This window comes from Brevibacterium permense, from assembly GCF_013280495.1.
GTDB lineage: Bacteria > Actinomycetota > Actinomycetes > Actinomycetales > Brevibacteriaceae > Brevibacterium > Brevibacterium permense.
On the sequence record NZ_JABSSX010000002.1, the window covers coordinates 394,694 to 415,949 of the forward strand.

The following is a 21,256-nucleotide window of genomic DNA, read 5'->3' on the forward strand; positions in this document are numbered from 1 at the left end:
ATTACTTGAGGAAGTCCGGGATATCGAGGTCGGAGTCGAAATTCGAGCTGCTGCGTTCGCCCGGCAGCGAAGCGGGAATCTGGTGTTCCTCGCTGCGGCGCGGGGCAGGTGCAGGCTCGTCGGCTTCGGGCGCCTCGGGCTCGGACTCGGCGATGACGGGCGACTCGGATTCGGTCTCGGCCGGAGCTGCGGCCGGGATCGGCGCGGGGACCTGGTCGGATCCGGCGACCTCCGCATTCGGGGAGGTGTTGTCGAATCCAGCGGCGATGACGGTCACTCGGCATTCGTCGCCGATGTTGTCATCGATGACGGCGCCGAAGATGATGTTCGCCTCGGGGTGCGCGGCTTCCTGAACCAGGCGTGCGGCCTCGTTGACCTCGAAGAGTCCGAGGTCGCCGCCGCCGGTGATGCAGAAGAGCACGCCGTGGGCGCCGTCGATGCTGGCTTCCAGCAAAGGGGACGCGATCGCGGATTCGGCGGCCTGCACGGCACGGTCGTCGCCGGTTGCCGCACCGATGCCCATGAGCGCGGTCCCGGCATCCTGCATGACCGACTTGACGTCGGCGAAGTCGAGGTTGATCAGACCCGGGACCGAGATGAGGTCGGTGATGCCCTGGACACCGGAGCGCAGAACCTCGTCGGCGGAGCGGAATGCTTCGACGACGGAGACGCTGCGATCGGAGATCGAGAGCAGACGGTCGTTCGGGATGACGATGAGGGTGTCGACCTCTTCGCGCAGTGCCGCGATTCCGGCTTCTGCCTGCGCGGAACGACGGCGTCCCTCGAAGGTGAAGGGGCGGGTCACGACACCGATGGTCAGAGCGCCGAGCGACCGGGCCACGCGGGCCACGACCGGGGCGGCACCGGTTCCCGTGCCGCCGCCTTCGCCGGCTGTGACGAAGACCATGTCCGCGCCCTCGAGAGCGTCGCGGATGGCGTCTTCGGAGGATTCGGCGGCTTTCTTGCCGATCTCCGGGTCTGCGCCGGCGCCGAGGCCTCGAGTCTGGTCACGGCCGATCTCGAGCTTGACATCGGCGTCGGAGAGGACGAGAGCCTGGGCGTCGGTGTTGATCGCGATGAACTCCACGCCGCGCAGGCCGACGTCGATCATCCTCTGTACAGCGTTGACACCGCCGCCGCCGGTTCCGGCAACTTTGATGTCCGCTCCGGATTGTGGGAATTCAGCCAAGTCGGTTCCTCGTCTCAAGCGCTTGCGCTCCGCAGGGTCTGCGTGCGCATTCGGTCTGTGTTCTCTGCCCTGAGGCTATTGGGCGGGGCAATCTCACTGCAACCATTCTCGCCGGAGTGTCGGGGTTCGGCCAAACTTCACACCCGGTGTGTCGGGGCCAAACGGAGGCAATCGCAGCGGCTGGCCCGTACAGGGCAGCTCACGGAGGCCCGGACCTGCCGCGGCGGAGTGCTCGAGCCCGGTTCGGGCCGACGACTGGCCGGGCGGGACTCAGTCGGTCACGGGCACCGAGGGCACTGAGACATCGATCTCGGTGCGACCCTCGGCGGCCAGCTGGGCGGCGGTGCGCACCTTGAGGCTGGAGTCCGAGGAATCGCCGAAGACGACCGTGGCCTTCTGCTTTCCGGTGTCGAGTCGTCCCTTGAGGCTCATGGCGTCCTTGGCCTCGATCGTCACCAGCTGACGCCTCAGCTCCGGTCGCAGTTCGCCCATGAAGCGGATGACCGCGGAGACGGTCTCTCTGTCCGGTTGGTGTCCGCCGCCGCTGAGCACCGTGAGCTTCTTCGGTGCAGTGTCGACCGTGCCGAGGTCGACGGCTTCGGAGTCGTAGAGGCGATAGCCGGATTCGCCTTTGATGGCGATGACGGGGGTACGGTCGGTGATCTCGATCTTCAGCGCCCGGGGCCCCGCGTAGTGGACCGAAGCCGCTTCGGCCTTCGGGAATTCCTTCAGCACGGTGTCCTCGACGCGGCCGGGGCGCACCTGCGGCAGCGGTCGGCCGCCCTGGTCGTCGAGCACGGAATTGCTGACCTCATCGGTGTCGAGCAGTCGACTGCCGCTCACCTGCACCTTCTGCAGGGACAGCAGGGGTGAGAACCAGGCGACGGCGACGAGTGCGAGCAGCGCAGCCACGATGCCGATGGCGATGAGGCGTCGACGCCAGGTCCTGAGGCGGCGGGCCCGGATGACTCCGGTGAGATCCGCGGTGGAGTTGTCACCGGCCTGGGCCGGGGGAAGCGGCACCATGGGCGTCAGCCCTCCAGCGCGCTCAGCAGCTCGGGCCCGAGGATGGTCACGTCACCGGCTCCGACAGTGAGCACGAGATCTCCGGGCTTCACGCGAGCGGCGACGAAGGGGACGGCCTCGGCGAAGGACTCCAGGAAGGTCACGTTCTCGTGCGGGACTCGGTCGGCGATGAGCGCGCCGGTGACTCCGGGCACGGGATCTTCGCGTGCGGGGAAGACGTCGAGGACCACGACCTCATCGGCCAGGCCGAGGGCCTGTCCGAACTCCTCCCGGAATTCCATCGTCCGCGAGTACAGGTGGGGCTGGAAGACGGCCCAGACCCGTCCCCCGTCGGTGACGACTCCGCGGGCTGCACTGAGCACCGCACGCACCTCGGTCGGGTGATGGGCGTAATCGTCGATGACGCGCACGCCGGCGGCGATTCCGCGTTCCTCGAAACGGCGGCGGGTGCCTCCGTAGCCGGCGAGACCCGTGGCCGCACGTTCGACATCGGCGCCGAGGCTGTGCACCACGGCGATGGCGGCGGTGGCGTTGAGCGCGTTGTGCATTCCCGGCTGCCGCAGTTCGACTCGCAGCTCCTCGTCCCGCCCGGGCAGGTCGAGGACGAAGCTCGAGCCGATACCGGAGTCGAGGTCACGCAGCACGATATCGGCGTCCTCGGACGTGCCGTAGAGGACGACATCGGCACCCTGGCTGCGGGAGTGCAGGGCGACGTCGTGGGAGCCGGGATCGTCGGCGCAGGCGATGATCGTTCCGCCTCGGGTCTGGATGCCGTCGCAGAATTCGATGAAGGCTTCGCGCACCTTCTCCGGGGTTCCGTAGTGATCGAGATGGTCGGCTTCGACGTTCGTGAGGATGCCGATGGCCGGTTCGTAGAGGAGGAACGATCCGTCGGATTCGTCTGCTTCGGCGACGAAGACGTCTCCGGTGCCCAGATGGGCGTTCGTGCCCGTCGTCGACAGCACTCCCCCGATGACGAAGGACGGGTCCACTCCGCAGGCCTGCAGCGCCACGGTGGTCATCGACGTGGTCGTGGTCTTCCCGTGGGTGCCCGCCACGGCCACGGCCCGCCGGTCGACCATGAGCGAGGCGAGTGCTCCGGAGCGGTGGAGGATGCGCAGTCCCCGGCGCTGTGCTTCGACGAGTTCGGGGTTGTCCTTCCGGATGGCCGACGAGATGACGAGGGTGTCGGCCTCGCCGAGGTTGTCGGCCGAATGTCCGATCGTGACCGTGGCGCCCAGGGTCCGGAGAACGTCGACGACGTTGGATTCCTTCGCGTCCGAACCAGACACGGTCACTCCGTTCATGACCATGATCCGGGCGATGCCGGACATTCCCGATCCGCCGATGCCGATGAAGTGGACGGCTCCGAGGTCGCCGACGGGAACGATGTTCGCGGGGCTCGTGTTCGCAGAGGTCATGGTCAGCCTTCCAGCGCGCGGTTGACGATGCCGGCCATGCGGGCCGCGGCATCGGTGGGGTAGTTGAGATGCAGGGCCGCCTGGCTCATCTGCGTCAGACGGGACGCGTCGGCCAGCAGCGGCAGGATGGTGTCGACGACGGTCGAGGGTGAGAATTCGGCATTGTCGACCATGAGCGAGGCACCGGCGGAGACGCTTCCGGAGGCGTTGAGGCGCTGTTCTCCGTTGCCGATGGCCAGGGGCACGTAGACCGCCGGGACTCCGGCGACCGTGGCTTCGGAGACCGTGGCGGCACCGGAGCGGGCGACGAGCAGATCGGCGACCGCATAGGCCCGATGCATTCCGTCGACGTAGTCCACGACGTGGTAGTCGGGCAGTTCGGCCGCCGCCTCCCGCAGGGCCTCTCCCTTCCCGGCTCCCGTGATGTGCAGGACTTGGATGCCGGCCTCCTGGCACGCGGTCGCGGTGTCCAGGAATGCTTCGTTGATCTTCTGCGCACCGGAGGATCCGCCGGTCACGACGAGGACCGGATGGTCGTCGCGCAGCCCGAGATCGGCACGGAAGCCGGCACGCTGATCTTCGTCGCTGCGGTCGAGATCAGTGATCTCTGTGGGCATGGGCATGCCGACGAGGGTCGAATTGCGCAGCTCGGTGTCCGGGAAGGTGATCCCGACGCGCCCGGTGGTGGTCAGCCGAGCGCCGAGGCGGTTGGCCATTCCCGGCTTCGCATTGGCTTCGTGGACGATCAGTGGGATCTTCGCCTGTTTGGCGGCGAGGAAGGCCGGCGGGCAGACGTAGCCGCCGACGCCGACGACGGCGTCGATGCTGCGGGAGGCGATGATCTGCTTGACGGCGGAGATGTTGCCGCGGAAGCGTCCCGGGAATTTCAGCAGGGCGGGACTGATCGACCGCGGCATGGGCACCTTGTCGATGGTGAGCAGTTCGAACCCGGCGCGCGGTACGATTTCGGCTTCGAGTCCGTCGGGGGTGCCCAACGCCACGACGTCCCAGTCGGGGTGTTGCCGTCGCAGCTCACGGCCGATCGCCAGCATCGGCGAGATATGGCCGGTGGTGCCGCCACCGGCGAGGAGGATACTCGTCATCTCATTTCCTTTTCTTGCGGGCAAGCACGGCGAGTGAGGATCGCAGTCGATCCTTGTTGGCGGCGATGGCCGCCTCGGCGCCCGGTTCGGTGCGAGCGAACGACAGCACCACTCCCACGGCGAGGAGAGAGGCGATGATCGAGGAGCCGCCGTAGGACACGAACGGCAGCGGCAGACCGATGACCGGCAGCAGTCCGGTGACGACGCCGATGTTGATTCCTGCCTGCCCGATGATGAGGGCGAAGAAGCCGGCGGTGGCGACCTGGACCATGAGACTGTTCGAACGCATGACCACGCGGACCATGCCGAAGCCGAGGACGGCGAAGATGAGAATGACGACGAGGGTGCCGACGAGTCCCAGCTCCTCTCCGATGATGGCGAAGATGAAGTCGTTGTGGGCTTCGGGCAGCCAGGACCATTTCTCGCGGCTGGCGCCGAGACCGACCCCCAGCCATCCGCCGGAGGCCAGCGAGAACAGTCCGTGGTTGGACTGCCAGGCTTGGCCCATGGTGTCCGCGGCGCTCTGATCCGCGTGACCGGTGAGCATCGCCTGGATGCGGTCGAGACGGTTCTGGGAGCTGAGCACGAAGAAGGCGACCGCGGCGGTGAGCACGCTGCCGAGGAGGATGAAGTACTTCATCGGGAACCCGCCGACGAACAGGCAGACGATCGCCATGGCAATGATGACGAGTCCGGTGCCGAGGTCGTTGCCGGCCACGACGAGTCCGGCGGCGCCGAGGACTCCGGGCACGACGGGGATCATGGCGTGGCCGAAGGTGGTCATCTTTCCGACCTTCTGGGCGAGGATGAAGCCGAGCCACAGGGCGAGTGCGACCTTGAGGAACTCCGAGGGCTGGATCTGGAATCCGCCGAACCCGATCCAGTTCGCATTGCCCTTCGTCTCCTTGCCGAGTCCCGGGATGAAGACCGCAGCCTGCAGGAAGAGTCCGCCGACGATGGCGAACCATGCGATCCGCTTCCAGAACTGCAGCGGCATGCGGCTCGCGATGTACATGAGGACGAGACCGACCCCGGCGAACATCGCCTGCTTGTTGAAGTAGGCGAATGAGGAGCCCGCTCCCCCGTCGTAGGAGGTGATCGATGAGGCTGAGAGCACCATGACCAGGCCGAGTCCTGTGAGCAGGACGACGGAGGCGAGGATGAGGAAGTAGGTCGTCAGCGGGTGCGCGGAGAGGCTGGAGATGTCACCGCGCAGATGGGTCCATGCCTTCTTGAGCACCGAGGCGGTCTGGTTCTTCCCCGCTGCCTTCGCAGGCTTCTTCGAGGTGGCCTTCGCGGCCCCCGCCTTCGGTCTGGAGTCGCGTGCGGCAGATGTCGACCTGTCGGTTCCGGACGAGTGCCTGCCAGCGGTCTTCGCCGGCTTATTCGCGGCAGACGCTGTGCCTGCAGACTTCGCGTTTCGCGCCTTCGGGGCGGTCTTGACTCCCGTATGCTGCGGCCCACTCGTCGACCTTGAAGTCGTCGACGCCGTCGGAGCGGATGCGGAGACAGAGGTCTTCGCAAGCTTGCGGCGGCGGCGTTCATCCGCCTTCGCGGTGGTCTGCCGTCCCATCTCAGCGCTCCAGGTGCGAGTTGACGGCCTCGGCGAAGAGTTCGCCGCGAGTGTTGTAGTTGAGGAACTGATCCATGCTCGCGGCCGCCGGTGCCAGGAGAACGGTGTCTCCGGCTTCGGCCAATCGTGCGGCCGCGTCGACGGCGGCCGCCGCGACGGCCTCGCCGCGGCGCTTCGGGACTCCGGAGTCCACGGCCAGGGCCGGTTCGATCCGGACGACTTCGAGGTCGGGGATGGTCGCGGCGATCGCCTCTCGGTAGGCCGAATCGTCCGAGCCGATGAGCACGAGTGCCTTGAGCCGTTCGCGGTGGTCGGCGAACAGCGAGGTGAAGTCGGCGCCCTTGGGCAGTCCGCCGGCGATCCAGATGATCGAGTCGAAGGCGGCCAGCGAGGCATTCGCTGCGTGGGTGTTCGTCGCTTTGGAATCGTCGACCCAGCGGATGCCGTCCGCTTCGGCGACGGTGACCATGCGGTGGGCTCCGAGCGAATGGTTCTGCAGTCCTGCGGCGATCGCCTGACCGGGCACGTCGATGGCGCGGGCCAGACAGGCTGCGGCAAGAGCGTTGGCGACCTGGTGGGGGGCCGGCCGCGAACCCGCAACGCCGGTGGCCGTCGCCACATCGTCGAGGGAGGCGAGTTCGGCGGCCGATGAGTAGCGCTGCGGAATGAAGGCTCGGTCGACCAGCAGGTCCTCGACGACACCGAGCTCGCCGGGGCGAGGCACACCGGTGGTGAAGCCGATGGCCTTGGCCCCTTCGATGACGTCGGCGTCCTCGACCATGTGCAGAGTCACCTCGTCGGCGCAGTTGTACACGCAGGCGAGCTTCGCATTGTGGAAGATCTTCGCTTTGTCTGCCGCGTAGGCTTCGGCGCTGCCGTGCCAATCGAGGTGATCGGGAGCGATGTTGAGCACGGCTGCGGCGTCGGCGCTCATCGACTCCTGCCAGTGCAGCTGGAAGCTCGAGAGTTCGATCGCGAGGACCTCGAGCCCGGGTTCGAGCACGGCTTCGAGCAACGGGGTGCCGATATTGCCGCAGGCCTTGGCTTTGAGCCCGGCGGCCAGCAGCATCGATTCGAGCATCGTCGTGGTCGTCGTCTTGCCGTTGGTGCCGGTGATGGCGAGCCATTTGGCGTCGTTGGTGCCGCGGATCCGCCACGCCAGCTCGACTTCGCCGATGACCGGGATGCCGGCCTTCGCTGCGGCCGCGAGCACGGGCTGGTCCGGACGCCATCCGGGTGAGGTGACGACGAGGTCGAGTTCGCCCTCGGGCAGAGCTTCGACGTGTTCGGGTCCCCGTCGGATATCGACGTCGAAGACCTCGAGGATCTGCGCCTTCTCGCTCACATCTGCGGTGGCGTCACCGTCGATGACGATGACATCGGCTCCGCGTTCGCCGAGGTGGACGGCAGCGGGGAATCCCGTCACCCCGAGACCGGTGACGAGGATGCGCAGTCCTGCCAGGGATGAACTCGGTCCGTGCAGTGCGGCCGGGATCTCCTTGGTGGTCGGTTCATCAGCCAATGCGCGCCACCCAATCGGCGTAGAACAGGCAGATTCCGGCGATGACGAAGAGGGCCGCGATGATCCAGAACCTCACCACGATCGTCACTTCGGCCCAGCCCTTGAGTTCGAAGTGGTGCTGCAGCGGCGCCATGCGGAACACGCGTTTGCCGGTGGTCTTGAAGGAAGCGACCTGGATGATCACCGACAGGGTGATGATGACGAAGAGTCCGCCGAGGACGATGAGCAGCAGCTCGGTGCGCGACATGATCGCCAGTCCGGCGAAGGCTCCGCCGATGGCCAGCGAACCTGTGTCGCCCATGAAGATCTTCGCCGGCGAGGTGTTGAACCACAGGAAGCCGAAGCAGGCCGCGGCCATGGCGCCGGCGACCATGGCGAGGTCGCGGGGGTCGCGCATGTAGTAGCAGGCATTCGTGGCCTCGGACATGAGGTTGCAGTTCTGGGTCGACTGCCAGATGCCGATGACGACATACGCGGCGAAGACGACCACCGAGGCGCCGGCGGCGAGACCGTCGAGGCCGTCGGTGAGGTTCACCGCGTTCGAGACGGCGGTGACGATGAGGTTCGCCCAGATGACGAACAGGATGAGGCCGAGGATCGCCGAGCCGAATGCGAGATCGAGGTTCGTGTCGCGGATGAACGACACCTTCGTCGACGCCGGGGTCTCGCCGAAGGAGTTCGGGAACTGCAGCGCGAGCACGGCGAACGAGATTCCGACGAAGGCCTGGCCGATGAGCTTCGGCATCGGGCGCAGCCCCAGTGACCGCTGCTTCTTGATCTTGATGAAGTCGTCGAGGAATCCGACGACCGCCAGTCCCGCAGCCAGCCACAGCACGAGCAGGCCGGACGCCGTGGGCACGGAACCGGTGAACAGGTGTCCGAGCAGGTAGGCGAGCACAGCGGCGCCGATGATGACGACTCCGCCCATGGTCGGGGTTCCGCGCTTCGTCGCGTGCGAGGTCGGACCGTCGTCACGGACGAACTGGCCGTACCCCTTCTTGACGAGCACCCGAATGAACAGCGGAGTCCCGACGAGGGCGAAGATGAGAGCCAGGCAGGCTGCGAGCAGTACGGCAATCATTGGGCCCCCGATACTCCGGCGATTTCGTCTCCCAGGTAGCGCAGACCGGCATCGCGGGAGGATTTGAAGAGAACGATGTCGCCGGGAGCGAGTTCGGCGTTGAGGAGATCCTTCGCCTCAGCCGCGGTGGCGACCCAGGCCGCCTCGTTGCCCCAGGAGCCTTCGAGGTTCGCAGCGTTGAAGATCGGCTTCGCGCCTTCGCCCACGACGATGGTGCGAGTGATGTTGAGGCGCACGACGAGTTCGCCGATCTCCGAGTGCGCGGACACCGAATCGGACCCGAGTTCGAGCATCTCGCCGAGCACGGCGAAGGTGCGACGCGGGCTGGTCTCCTCATCACCGCGGCCCATCGAGGCCAGGGTCTTCAGCGAGGCCCGCATGGATTCGGGATTCGCATTGTAGGCGTCGTTGAGCACTGTCACACCCGACGGCGAATCGATGAGCTCCATGCGCCAGCGGCTGGCCGCCGAGGAGGTCGACAGGGTGGTGACGATCGACCTGGCCGCGACGCCGCAGGCGTGGGCGATGGCGGCTGCCGCCAGAGCGTTGCCGACGTGGTGTTCGCCGATGAGCGCCAGGCGCACATCGCGGGGCTCCTCACCGGGCAGGGTGAGGGTGAATGTCGGATGACCGGAGGAATCCGTGGACACCGAGGTGCCGCGCACGACCAGGTCGTCGGCGCCGACCCATTCGGGCAGGGACTCACGCTGTGAGAACCACAAGGTGGTCACGTCCGAAGCGAGCACCTCGCGCATCGCCGACACGCGGGTGTCGTCGGCGTTGAGCACGGCAGTGGATCCGGCCGTCAGGGACTCGACGAGTTCGGCCTTCGCCCGCGCGGTGTTCTCGATCGAACCGAAGACTCCGGAGTGGGCGGTGCCCACGGCCAGCTCGACGGCGATATCGGGGCGGATGAGGCTGGTCAGATAGGCGAGGTTGCCGATCGACCGAGCCCCCATCTCGAGGACGAGGAAACGGGTGGATTCGACCGCCCGCAGAGCCGTCAGCGGGACTCCGACCTCGTTGTTGTAGGAGTTCGGCGGCCACACGGTCTCGGCTACACCTGCGAGCAGGTCCGCGGCGAGGTCCTTCACCGTGGTCTTGCCGACGGATCCGGTGATCGCGATGACGGTGAGCTCACCATCTGTGCGCAGGCCTTCGATGCTGTGCTTGGCCAGCTGGCCGAGCGCTTCGGTGGCATCGGCGACGACGACGACCGGCAGCGGTTCGTCGTCGATGGTGGGGACGGATTCGCCGATGATCAGGGCCGCTCCCGCCTCAACGGCGGCGGCGGCGAATTCGATGCCGTCAAAGCTCTCGCCTCGGCGGGCGACGTAGATATCGCCGGGTCCGACTTCTCTCGAGTCGGTCACCACACCGGCGGTCAATGGGGTCTCGGGGTCGATGCCGTACAACTCGCCGCTCAGGGCGGTTGCGATTTCGGCTGCAGTCAGTCGCTTCATATCATCTGTGAACTTTACCTGGTTGTGCGCCGCCCAGTCGCATGGACAGCGCTGAGCGTGTCCTGGCCCGGTCGTCGAAATCGATGACCGTGGTGCCCACGGTCTGGCCTGTCTCATGTCCCTTGCCCGCGATGAGCACGGTCGCCGAGGCGTCTGCTTCGGCAATCGCCTCGTCGATGGCGGCACCGCGGTCGGGGACCTCGATGATCTTTTTCACACGAGCTCGTCCCGAATCCACCTCGGCGTCGATTCCCTGCCTGATTGCAGCGCGGATCGTGTCGGGATCCTCGGTGCGCGGGTTATCGTCGGTGAGAACGATCACATCGGCTTCACGTGCCGCCGCCTGACCCATGCCGAAGCGCTTGCCGCGATCGCGGTCGCCTCCGGCGCCGAAGACGATGATGAGCTCTTCGGAGTCGGCGTGGAGCGTTGACAGCGCCTTCGCGATCGCGTCGGGAGTGTGCGAATAGTCGACGATGGCGCGCGGCAGGATATCCGGGTGGGATTCGCTCAGCGCCCGCGGACCGGAGACGTCGATGATCTCCATTCGTCCGGGCACCGTGGCCACGAAGCTGCGACCGATCGCATCGATCTCTTCGGCGCTGACGCCGGCCTCGATGAGCATCGAGGCTGCCAGGGCCGTATTCGTGACGTTGAAATCGCCGGGCAGCGGTGAGCGGAGCCGGACGCTCTCCCCGTCGTCGAGGTGGAGCACGAAGTCCGAAACGCCTGGGGTGTGTTCGATGCGCCACTGGCTGCGGTCGTCGCGTCCCAGAGTGCGCACGGGCACCTGTGCGGCCTCCGTCATCCGCTCGCCCCATTCGTCTTCGACGACGATGACGGCCCTATCGGAGAATGTGCGGGTGAACAGCTGGGCCTTGGCCTCGAAGTACTCCTCCATCGTGTTGTGGAAGTCGAGGTGGTCCTGGGAGAGGTTCGTGAACCCTGCGACGCTGAAGTGAGCCCCGTCCACGCGGTGCTGGATGAGCGCGTGGGAGGAGACCTCCATCGCACAGGTGTCGACCTCGGCCGCGCGCATCTTCTTGAACAGGGCATGCAGTTCGGGGGCCTCCGGAGTGGTGCGCACGCTGGGCACGGTGTCACCGGCGATGAGAATGGCGACCGTGCCGATGACGGCGGTGCGATGGCCCAATGCCGCGAGCATCCCGTCGGCCAGGTAGGTCGTCGTCGTCTTCCCGTTCGTTCCCGTGACTCCGATGAGCTCCGGCACCGAGGTGGTCCCGTAGACGGCGGCGGAGACGAACCCGAGCACGGCGCGGGGCGCTTCGACGATGAGAGCGGTGACACCGGCGAGCAGGTCCCGGTCCGCCTCGTCCGTGCTCAGCTCTTCGGTGATGAGCTGCCAGCCGGCGTCGTCGGTGAGGATGGCGTCGACCCCGGATCGGATCAGCTCGGGGGCGAACTTCGCACCGTGGACGTTCGCACCCGGCAGGGCGGCGTAGAGCTGACCCGGTGAGACCGCGCGCGAGTCGTGGAAGACCCCGGTGACCTCCGTCTCGGGGTCACCGTGGAGGGTGCCGGGTGCGATCGGCAGCAGCTGTGAAAAGCGCATCATTTCCATTCTCGGGCGGGCAGGTCGGGCTTCTGCGTCGACGGTGGGATCTTGAGATGCCGCATGGCGAAGCCCGCGACGTCGGAGAACACGGGGGCTGCGGCCTGTCCACCGTAGTAGCCGTTCCGAGGTCGTTGCAAAGTCACGGAGATCGCGAGTTCGGGATCTTCGGCGGGCAGGACGCCGACGAAGGAGGCGGTGTATCCGTCATAGCCTCCGCCCTCGGCTGCCGGCGCCTGCGCGGTGCCGGTCTTGCCGGCGACCCTGTAGCCGGAGACCTGGGCGGACTTTCCTGTGCCTTCGGCGACGACGCCTTCGAGCATCCGCAGGGTCTCGTCGGCGGCCTTCTTGCTCACGACGCGTTCCTTCTCTCCTGCGGGAGTGGAGATGGTGCGTCCGTTCGGGGAGATCATTCCGTCGACGAGGCGGGAGGGCACGTGGACTCCCCCGTTTGCGATGGTGGAGATGACATCGGTGGTCTGGATCGCGTTCGCGGCCACGCCCTGACCGAACATCACGGTGTACTTCGTGCGTCCGTCCCACTCCTCGTACGGATGCAGAATGCCCGAGGTCTCGGCGGGGAAGTCGATTCCCGAACTGGTGCCGAAGCCGAACTTCTTCATGTATTCGTAGCGCTGCGCCTCGGTGAGTTCCTTGCCCGCCAGCACGGTGCCGGTGTTCGAGGATTGGGCGAGGATTCCGGCGAAGGTGAGCTTCTCGTCGGGGTGTTCGTGGGAGTCGCGGAACTCCTCGTCGTTCGGTGCCTTCCACTTGTCCGGGACGGTGAACTCCTGTTCGGGAGTGACGAGACCCTGGTCGAGCAGCGCTGCGGCGGTGACCATCTTCGCGGTCGAACCGGGTTCGAACATGTCGGTGAAGATGCGCGAACCGCGGTCGGGCCCGTCGACCTTGCCCGGGGAGTTCGGGTCGACGGTGGGAGCATCCGCGGCGGTGATGATGCGTCCCGTCTTGATCTCTTTGATGACGATCGACGCGGATTCGGCTTCGTGCTTCTTCCGCTGCTCTTCGATGGCCTGCTGTGCGTAGTACTGCATCGCCGGGTCGATCGTCGTCTGCAGACCCTGCCCGTCGACAGCGTCCTTCATGTTGTTGTCGCCGAGCGGGATGATCTCTCCGCGTGCTCCGCGTTCGTACTGCTGCTGGCCGTCCTTGCCCGACAGCTGTTCGTCATAAGCCGATTCGAGACCGGCCTGAGCCGTGCCGTCGGAGCTGAGGAATCCGACGAGGTTGCCGGCGACGCCTCCGGCCGGGTACGAGCGTACCGAGTACTCCTCGGCGGAGATGCCGAGGACCTCGAGTTTCTTCACCGCGCTCCAAGTTTCCGAGGTCAGTCCCTTGGCGACGGGGTTCCAGCGTTTGTCGCCGACGAGTTTCGGATAGAGCACACCCGGATCGGTCTTCAGCGGCTTCGACAGTGCTTCGGCTGCGCCCCAGGCTCCGACGAGTTTGCCGTCGACTTCGTACTGGGCGACGTTCTGCTGATCGACGACGAGCTGGTAGCGGGAGACGCTGTCGGCGAGCACGGTGCCGTCGGCGGCCAGGATCTGTCCGCGATCGGCAGGCAGGGTCCGGGTGACGAGTCGGTTCGACAGCGCCTTCTCAGCCAGCTTCATCGAGTCCATACCCTGGATGGATACGAGGCGCACGGAGGTGATGAGGAGGACGAGGACCGACACCGCGGCGATGAAGCCCATCCGCCACCGCAGATTCGGGCCACCGCCCTTGCGCTTCTTCTTCAGTCGGGTCTTGGCTGAGCCCATAGCTGGCGTCCTCGGTCCTTGGCGTGGTCGGCGAATGTTTCGGTCAGGCCGTTCCCTGGTCCCGGTGAGCTCGGACTACTTCGGCGCCTCCTGGCTCGGAGCCGCCACGTCCTGGCTCGGGCTGCCCCCGACGACCGGGAGCTTCTCATCCGATCGTAGATTGGGTCGGATGTCATCTCGTGTATCGGCGCGCGGGCCGGGCACGACTGTGGGCTCTTTCTCACCGCTGACGTCGATTCCGGGGGCGTCGATCATCTTCCCGGTCTTCGCGTCGAGGAATTCCGGTGAGGAATCACGGACGAGGCCGAGCTCCTCGGCGGCCAGGGAGATGTTCTGCGGGGACTCGCGGTACGAGTTGTCCTCGACGAGGCGGTCTTTCTGCTCGGCCAGGGCTTCCTTCTCGCTCGTCAGCTGGTCGACCTTGTAGGAGGTGTTGGCGACGAAGATGTTGAGCAGCAGCACGGCCACGAGGGTGGCCAGCAGGATCCCCACGCACAACATGGAGAAGGGCAGACGGGACTTCGGCAGTTCTAATTTGAGCAGCCTCAGCTTCGCACCGCCCTGCTGACCACCGGCCTCTTCGAGCCGGCGAGGACGTTCGGGGAAGTTATGCTGACCAGCTCTTGCCGAGGAATTGCTCACGATCGTGCCTCCCTGATCTTCTGCACTGCCCGCAGTCGGACGCTTGCCGCCCGCGGGTTGATCTCTGCTTCTTGCTCATCAGCCATTTCGGCTCCCCGGATGATCTCGGTCAGCCAGGGCTGGTGCTCTTCGGGCACGACCGGCAGGTCCGGCGGTGCCGAGGAGGTCGTGGCCGCTCGGAAGGTCTTCTTCACGATCGTGTCCTCCAGTGACTGGTAGGACTCGATGACGGCCACTCCCCCGAGGTGCAGCGATTCCAATGCCGCCGGCAGTGCGGTGCGCAGCACCCCGAGCTCGTCGTTGACCTCGATGCGCAGGGCCTGGAAGGTGCGTTTGGCGGGATGCGACTTCTTCTTCGTCTGCGGGATCACTCGGGAGAGCATGGCCGCGAGCTGATCCGATGTCTCCCACGGGGTGTCGACCCTGTCGGTGACGATGATCTTCGCGATCTTGCCGGCGAGCTTCTCCTCGCCGTATTCGCGGAGGATGCGGCGCAGCTCGGATTCCGAGTAGGTGGCCAGCACCTTCTCGGCGGTGAGCTCCTGGGTGCGGTCCATGCGCATATCCAGTGGCGCAGGTCGGGAGTAGGAGAATCCGCGTTCGTCCTCATCGAGCTGCAGCGAGGACACTCCCAGGTCGAGCAGGATCGCGCTGATCTGTGAGATGCCGAGGTCGTCTAGGACGTCGGGCAGCTCGTCGTCGACCGCGTGGACGATATCGATGCGGTCGGCGAAGCGGGCCAGGCGTTTCGTGGCGATGTCGATGGCCTGCAGATCGCGGTCGATGCCGACGAGGTGGACATCGTCGAACGCTGTGAGGACGGCTTCGGCGTGCCCGCCCATTCCGAGTGTGCCGTCGACGACGACCGGGGTGAGCCCGGCCTCCCTGGCGGCTTCGACCCCGACGCCGATGAGTTCGACCACGCGCGTCAGGAGCACCGGTACGTGCTGAGCTGTCATTCGTGGGTCCTTCATACGGGGGTGGTCGGGGGTGCGCTGCTGGAGCCAGAACCTTGACCGCCGTGGCCCTGCCACCGGGGAAGTGTGTCAGGACGTCCGAGCTTCGGAAACGGGGAAGTTCCCCGAAACTCGAGCACGGCGGGCAAGGATCAAACCCGAGCAGAATCAGATCACTCCGGGGATCACCTCCTCTTCGCGTTCGGCGAAGGCCTGTTGAGCGCCGACGAGGTAGTCCTCCCAGGTCGGTGCATCCCAGATCTCGACCCGGTTGCCCATGCCGATCACTGCGACTTCCCGATCAAGTGATGCGTACTGCCGCAATATGTTCGGGACCGTGATGCGTCCCTGTTTGTCCGGTTGTTCCGCAGATGCCGCCGACAGGAACACACGCTGGTAATCGCGGGCTTCCTTATTCGTCTTCGGCGCGTTCTGGATTCGCGCGTGCTCGGCTTCGAACTCCGTGGTGGGGAACAGGGTGAGGCAGTTCTCCTGGCCACGGGTCAGAACGAGTCCGGGCGACAGCTCCTCGCGGAACTTTGCGGGCAGGATGAGGCGACCTTTGTCGTCGAGCTTCTGCATATGAGTGCCCAAGAACATGTCGTCTCACCCCTTTCGAAACCCATCGGCTCCGATAGCAACCACAGTACTCCACTTCCCTCCACAGATTCCAGCTCTTCTCCCCACTGATGCTCTGGATCCATTGTTTTCCCAGGTCAGATAGGTGGAGGAAAGTGGGGAAAATTTCTCAGAGGCGCGTCGCGGGAGTGTCGGACACGGGGAGAACGGAGGGTCCACCGAGGCGGTGGGCCGCCTCGGCGAAAGTATTGGAAACGGCGCAGATCCGCGAGAATCCGGGGATCACGGGCGAGACCCGCGCCGAGGTGGAGGCGAGTGGGGAGGAAAGTGGAGGGTCCGCGTGGAGGAAAGTGGGGAGGGTGGTGGGGAGTGGGATGGGGCGCCTCGGGGAGGGAGTGGGAGCGGGGAGGAGAAGGGAGTGACGAAGCTGAAAGAAACTCGTGTGGCTGGGGTGCGGGCTTTAAGGGACAATGGAGGGTATGTCGACCAGCCAAGAAGGTACACAGACCAATTCCGTGATCGGCGCCGAACACATCGAGTGGGTGCAGAATCTGACCTCGCGGGCACGCACCGCGATGAACTCGGTGCTCGAGGGCAAAGATGAGGCCGTCGGGCTCTCGCTCATCGCACTGCTCGCCGGCGGACATGTCCTCCTCGAAGACGTCCCCGGCGTCGGCAAGACCCTGTTGGCCCGTGCCATGGGCAAGGTCGTCGACGGTTCCGTGCGCCGCATCCAGTTCACTCCGGACCTGCTGCCCACCGACGTCGTGGGCGTGAACCTGTTCAACCAGGAGACTCGTCACTTCGAGTTCCGACAGGGACCGGTGTTCGCGAACATCGTCATCGCCGACGAGATCAACCGCGCGTCCCCGAAGACGCAGTCGGCGATGCTCGAGTGCATGGCCGAGGGTCAGGCGACGATCGACGGGCAGACCTATCCGATGCCCACGCCGTTCATCGTCGTCGCCACTCAGAACCCGATCGACATGGAGGGCACCTACGCTCTGCCCGAGGCGCAGCGCGACCGCTTCCTCACCCGCATCTCCCTGGGATATCCGGCGACGTCCGATGAGGTCGATCTGCTGGACAACCAGATCCAGAACGATCCCCTCGAGACCGCTGCCGCGGTGACGAACCTCGAGCAGATCACTCAGGCCCGCACCATCGTCCGCCATGTCTCCGCCAGCCGGGCGCTGCGCGAGTACATCGTGGCGATCCTCCACGCCACCCGCAACGATCAGGCGATCCTGCTCGGCAGCTCCCCGCGCGGCGGCGTCCACCTGTTGCGCGCGGCGAAGGCCCGCGCGGCCCTGTCGGGGCGCACCTTCGTCACTCCTGACGATGTGCAGGCCCTGGCCCCGTACATCCTCGCCCACCGCATCATCCCCCGCGACGGCGACGACGCGGACCTGGCTGCCGACCTCATCGGTCGGGTGCTGTCCCGCGTGCCCGTCTCGGCGAACCAGTGACCGCATGCGACTGAGCACTTCGGGCATCATCTTCGTCCTGGCCGGGGCGGCCCTGATCATCACGGCCTACCGCTTCGCCCTGCCCGGCCTGCTGCCGGCCGGTCTGCTGCTGCTCGGCCTGGTCCTGCTCTCGGCGCTGCTCATCCTGTGGGGCACCCGTCGGGTATCGATCACGATGAGCACGAACCTCCACGAGGTGGCGCTGTCTCCTTCGGGAGACCGCTACCCGCTGGCAGCCGAAGGCAAAGAGGTCGAAGTCCAGGCGCGCGTGACCAATATCGGCCAGCTCGCGATTCCCGCCGCGACGATCGATTTCACTCCGGCCGAAGGGTTCGGCGACTCCACCTCCGGTGATGTCCCGGCTCTGGCCCACGGGTCCTCGCAGACTGTGCTGACGTCGTTCACCCCGAATCGCCGTGGGGTCTCCGGGATCGACGCGGTCCTCATCACCGTGTTCGGGCCCTTCGGCCTGGTGAAGATGAAGAAGAAGGTCCACGGGGCGTTCCCCGTGGCCGTGTCCGTGCCGATCCTGCCCGCGCGCATCCCGCAGGATTCGTCGATCCGGCCCGCCCGCCTCGACGATGGCAAGGTCCGCACCGGTCATACCACCCGGGACTTCCACACACGTGAGTACGTGCCCGGCGATGACCTCCGGCATGTGCACTGGCCCTCGACGGCGAAGTCCGGCGAGCTCATGGTGCGACACGAAGCCGATGAGGAGACGCTCCATTCGCTCATCCTCATCGACCTCGTCGCCGATGCGGGCGCCGAGGAGCCGAGCGATCTCGAGATCGAGTTCCTGCTGGCCGCGGCGACCGCGGCCGGAACCGCGTTCCTCAAGGCCGACTACGAGGTCAACGTCGTCGCTCCCGGACACCAGATCAGATTCAAAGGAGCCCGCGAGATCGACAAGCTGCGTCTGCTCTCCGCCCTTGTGCGCCCGGGCAGGGTCGAACTGCCCTCGCACGACAACCCGAACCACATCGTCATCTGCTCCGTCGGCGACCAGCGCGGGCAGGAACTCGCCTCGCACTTCTCCCGCCGTGTGCCAGTGACTCTGCGCACTCTCAGCGAGATCGACGATCTGACGATGCTCGGTCTCAGCGAGGACCTGCCGGAGTCGTGGACGACGTTCGAGTCCAAGCGGTCTCGCAGCGGCACCGGTCGGGCCTCGGCCGAACCCGGACCGGGAACCGTCGGCGCCGGCAGTACATCCGCGGCTCCGGGTGGTGCGAGCTCGACTCCGCAGGGGGTGCGCCGATGAGTCTGAATACTCCTGACACACGTCCGCGCGGAGTCGATGCCGAGTCTCCGGCGAACGACTATTCAGCTCCCGCGTCGACGGGCGATGAGCGTCCGAGCACGGGGTGGCTCGAGGCGATCGTCGTCTTCGTCGCCATGGCTCTGACCGCTGTCGCCGTATCGGCAGTCTTCAAGGACTTCACCTGGGTCTCGCCCGTCCTGGTCGCCGTCGCCGTCGTCGTCATCGTCGGCGCCGTGTTCCGCACCGTTCGGGCACTGCGCTCGAGCGGAACCGCGGTCATCGCCCAGTGCGTGGCCGGCCTCATCGCGGTCTTCATCGTCTGCGCCGGGGATTCGCTGCTGCTCGGGTTCATCCCGACCGGTGAGTCCTTCGGAACGGTGATCGATCTGCTCTCCGAGGGGGTCAGCGACCTCTACGCGACCGCTCCCCCGGCGGCGAGCACACCGGGCTTCATCGCGATGCTCACAATCGCCTTCACCCTCATCACGATCCTCATCGACGGCCTCGTCTCGGACCTGAGGGCACCGAAGGTCGGCGGCGTGCTGCTGCTCGTGCTGTGGATGATCCCCGTCTACTTCGCCGCGCAGGAGGTGAAGTGGTGGCATATCGTCGCGATCCTCGCGGCGTTCCTGCTGCTCATGCTCAGCCCCTATCTGCCGGCGACCCGGTGGCGCGGAGGGATGACGGCGATCCTCGCCGGAGCTCTGGCTCTGGCGATCGGCATCGGCCTGCCCCTTCTGCTGCCCCCGGTGCCCACCCTGCCCGACCGGGCCTCGAAGGGCCAGGGCGATCTGACGGTGACGAACCCATTCCTCAACCTGCGCCAGAACCTCGGTGACCGGGATGACAAGACGCTGTTCAGCTACCAGACGACGGACGAGGACGCGGATCCGATCCGGTTGACCTCGATCGATGACTTCGACGGTGAGAACTGGGCCCCGAGCCCGTTCAGCCTCGATCCGTTCGCGATCGCCGCCGACGGCATGCCATGGCCCGCGGGGATGCCGCGGGACAAGAACTTCAAGGAGCAGACGATCAGCGTCGCCGTCGGCGACAGCTACGACCAGCAGTACCTGCCGTCTCCGTATGCTCCGCAGCAGCCGAAGGATCTGAGTCGTCGGTGGATCTTCGACGAGAAGACCTTGACGGTCGTCGGCAACGGTGAGAAGACCGGTGGACTGCAGTATTCGATGGACTACCTGTCCCCGAATCCCGACGTCGAGGATCTGCAGTCAGCGACTCCGGTGTCCGAGAGCGACTTCGAGACCGAACTCGCCGTCCCCGATTCCCTGCCGACCAGCGTGAAGGAGACCGCAGAGCGGGTCACCGCCGATGCGGACAACCAGTGGGAGGCCGCAGTCATGCTGCAGGCGTACTTCCGCGGCGGCGATTTCGAGTATTCGCTCGATGCCCCCGAACGGGCCAGCGGCGACGCGATCTCGGACTTCCTGGCCGATAAGCAGGGCTACTGCGTCCAGTTCTCCTCGGCCATGACGATCATGGCCCGGACGATGGGAATTCCGGCCCGCATCGGCGTCGGATACGCCGGCGGGGACGAATCCGAGAACGGCGTCGATGTGAGCATGCAGGATTCGCATGCCTGGCCGGAACTCTACTTCGAAGGTGCCGGCTGGGTGCGCTTCGAACCCACCCCCGGCGGTCCTGCCGGAGATCCGCCGAAGTGGACCCTCGCCGATGGCGCCGACCAGCAGGAGGACGGCGACGAGTCGGAGTCCGCGAGCCCGAGCGAAGAGCCGAGCGAATCTGCTTCGCCGACCGGTGGCTCCGAGGAACCCACCGAGGAGGAGACGAGCACTCAGGCCGCAGAGCCGGCCGGTTCAAACCTCGGCACTGTCTTCGGCATCGCAGCCATCGTGCTCGTCCTGCTGCTTCTCGCCGCACTGCCCGCGATCTGGCGTTCGATTCTGCGCTCGCGCAGAACGAAGGATCCGCAGAATCTCGAAGCGGTGTGGACAGAGGTCCGTGCTCTGGCCACCGACTACGGGCAGAGCTTGGATTCGAGTCGGACGTTGCGCTTCAACGAGCTCGTGCTCGCCGGTGCCGCCCCAGCAGCCGGTGCTGCCGGCGGTGGTGGCACCGAGGCTGCAGATGCCTCGAGCTCGACCGGTACGGATGCCGGCCCCACGGCACCAGAGATCGATCCGGACACCGGCGAACCGATCCGAAAGTCCGCCGCCGAGGCCGCAGCCGGCTCCGGTGCCACCGCACAGAACGCAGAAGCCGCCGGTTCCTCGACGTTCGATCGTTCGGATGAACGGCTGCGGCGTCTGAGCAGCCCGGCCCCATCACGTCCTTCCGAGTCGGCTCATGATGACTCTGCGCTGGGAGCGTTCGTCGATGCTCTCGAAGCTCAGCGCTACGGTGCCGCTCCCGAGTCGCTCGATGACTCGGAAGTGCAGGCGCTCGTCGACGAGGTGAGGACGGACTTGTCGGAGAGGGCCACGCCGGGCAGTCGGATCTCTGCGAAGATCTGGCCGGCCAGCCTGTTCAATCGACCGAAATGACGAGGAGCTGACGATCCAGGCCGATACCTGGCGGTCCTGGTCGATGTGCGAAGAGGCGGTCCTGCGGGGCCGCCTCTTCGCTGTCTCGC

Annotated in this window: 16 protein-coding genes; 3 read left to right on the forward strand and 13 right to left on the reverse strand. The window is 66.2% G+C overall.

What is annotated here, in order from left to right; genetic code table 11:
* Position 1: 1 nt before the first annotated feature.
* The 13 genes from ftsZ to mraZ all read right to left on the reverse strand — a co-directional run bounded on the left by ftsZ (position 2) and on the right by mraZ (position 15,930).
* Complete coding sequence (ftsZ, locus tag HK353_RS04625; protein WP_173152983.1) at positions 2-1,189, reverse strand: cell division protein FtsZ; 1,188 nt, start codon at positions 1,187-1,189, stop codon at positions 2-4.
* A 270-nt stretch (positions 1,190-1,459) separates the two neighbouring features.
* Positions 1,460-2,215 carry a cell division protein FtsQ/DivIB gene (locus HK353_RS04630; protein ID WP_173152986.1) on the reverse strand — a complete coding sequence of 252 codons (756 nt, stop codon included), beginning with the start codon at positions 2,213-2,215 and terminating at the stop codon, positions 1,460-1,462.
* 5 nt (positions 2,216-2,220) lie between these two features.
* A complete protein-coding gene (murC, locus tag HK353_RS04635; protein WP_173152989.1) occupies positions 2,221-3,636 on the reverse strand; it encodes a UDP-N-acetylmuramate--L-alanine ligase in 1,416 nt (471 codons plus the stop codon).
* Positions 3,637-3,638: 2 nt separating this feature from the next.
* Entirely contained in the window at positions 3,639-4,739 is a 1,101-nt protein-coding gene (gene murG, locus HK353_RS04640) for an undecaprenyldiphospho-muramoylpentapeptide beta-N-acetylglucosaminyltransferase (protein ID WP_173152992.1), read from the reverse strand.
* Between the two features lies 1 nt (position 4,740).
* Positions 4,741-6,312: a putative lipid II flippase FtsW gene (ftsW, locus tag HK353_RS04645; RefSeq protein ID WP_173152995.1), complete on the reverse strand. Its 1,572-nt coding sequence runs from the start codon at positions 6,310-6,312 to the stop codon at positions 4,741-4,743.
* Between the two features lies 1 nt (position 6,313).
* Positions 6,314-7,834, reverse strand: a complete 1,521-nt coding sequence (gene murD / locus HK353_RS04650) for a UDP-N-acetylmuramoyl-L-alanine--D-glutamate ligase (RefSeq protein ID WP_217278228.1) — start codon at positions 7,832-7,834, stop codon at positions 6,314-6,316.
* Complete coding sequence (gene mraY, locus HK353_RS04655; RefSeq protein WP_173152998.1) at positions 7,827-8,915, reverse strand: phospho-N-acetylmuramoyl-pentapeptide-transferase; 1,089 nt, start codon at positions 8,913-8,915, stop codon at positions 7,827-7,829. Before mraY ends, murD begins: the two co-directional genes overlap by 8 nt.
* Complete coding sequence (locus tag HK353_RS04660; RefSeq protein ID WP_173153001.1) at positions 8,912-10,378, reverse strand: UDP-N-acetylmuramoyl-tripeptide--D-alanyl-D-alanine ligase; 1,467 nt, start codon at positions 10,376-10,378, stop codon at positions 8,912-8,914. Before HK353_RS04660 ends, mraY begins: the two co-directional genes overlap by 4 nt.
* A gap of 1 nt (position 10,379) precedes the next feature.
* Complete coding sequence (locus tag HK353_RS04665; protein ID WP_245395769.1) at positions 10,380-11,951, reverse strand: UDP-N-acetylmuramoyl-L-alanyl-D-glutamate--2,6-diaminopimelate ligase; 1,572 nt, start codon at positions 11,949-11,951, stop codon at positions 10,380-10,382.
* Positions 11,951-13,732 (reverse strand): peptidoglycan D,D-transpeptidase FtsI family protein, encoded by a 1,782-nt coding sequence (locus tag HK353_RS04670; RefSeq protein WP_173153007.1) that lies wholly within the window; start codon positions 13,730-13,732, stop codon positions 11,951-11,953. The genes HK353_RS04665 and HK353_RS04670 overlap by 1 nt, the downstream gene beginning before the upstream one ends.
* A gap of 75 nt (positions 13,733-13,807) precedes the next feature.
* On the reverse strand, positions 13,808-14,374 hold the full coding sequence (ftsL, locus tag HK353_RS04675; protein ID WP_173153014.1) for a cell division protein FtsL: 567 nt from the start codon (positions 14,372-14,374) through the stop codon (positions 13,808-13,810).
* Complete coding sequence (gene rsmH, locus HK353_RS04680; protein ID WP_173153017.1) at positions 14,371-15,333, reverse strand: 16S rRNA (cytosine(1402)-N(4))-methyltransferase RsmH; 963 nt, start codon at positions 15,331-15,333, stop codon at positions 14,371-14,373. Before rsmH ends, ftsL begins: the two co-directional genes overlap by 4 nt.
* A gap of 165 nt (positions 15,334-15,498) precedes the next feature.
* Positions 15,499-15,930, reverse strand: a complete 432-nt coding sequence (mraZ, locus tag HK353_RS04685; RefSeq protein WP_025777975.1) for a division/cell wall cluster transcriptional repressor MraZ — start codon at positions 15,928-15,930, stop codon at positions 15,499-15,501.
* A 458-nt stretch (positions 15,931-16,388) separates the two neighbouring features.
* Between mraZ and HK353_RS04690 the strand changes: the two genes are divergently transcribed.
* The 3 genes from HK353_RS04690 to HK353_RS04700 are packed head-to-tail and all read left to right on the forward strand — an operon-like array spanning position 16,389 to position 21,167.
* A complete protein-coding gene (locus tag HK353_RS04690) occupies positions 16,389-17,378 on the forward strand; it encodes an AAA family ATPase (protein ID WP_173153020.1) in 990 nt (329 codons plus the stop codon).
* A gap of 4 nt (positions 17,379-17,382) precedes the next feature.
* Positions 17,383-18,642 carry a DUF58 domain-containing protein gene (locus HK353_RS04695; protein ID WP_173153023.1) on the forward strand — a complete coding sequence of 420 codons (1,260 nt, stop codon included), beginning with the start codon at positions 17,383-17,385 and terminating at the stop codon, positions 18,640-18,642.
* Entirely contained in the window at positions 18,639-21,167 is a 2,529-nt protein-coding gene (locus tag HK353_RS04700) for a transglutaminase TgpA family protein (protein WP_173153026.1), read from the forward strand. Before HK353_RS04695 ends, HK353_RS04700 begins: the two co-directional genes overlap by 4 nt.
* The last annotated feature ends 89 nt before the right edge of the window (positions 21,168-21,256 follow it).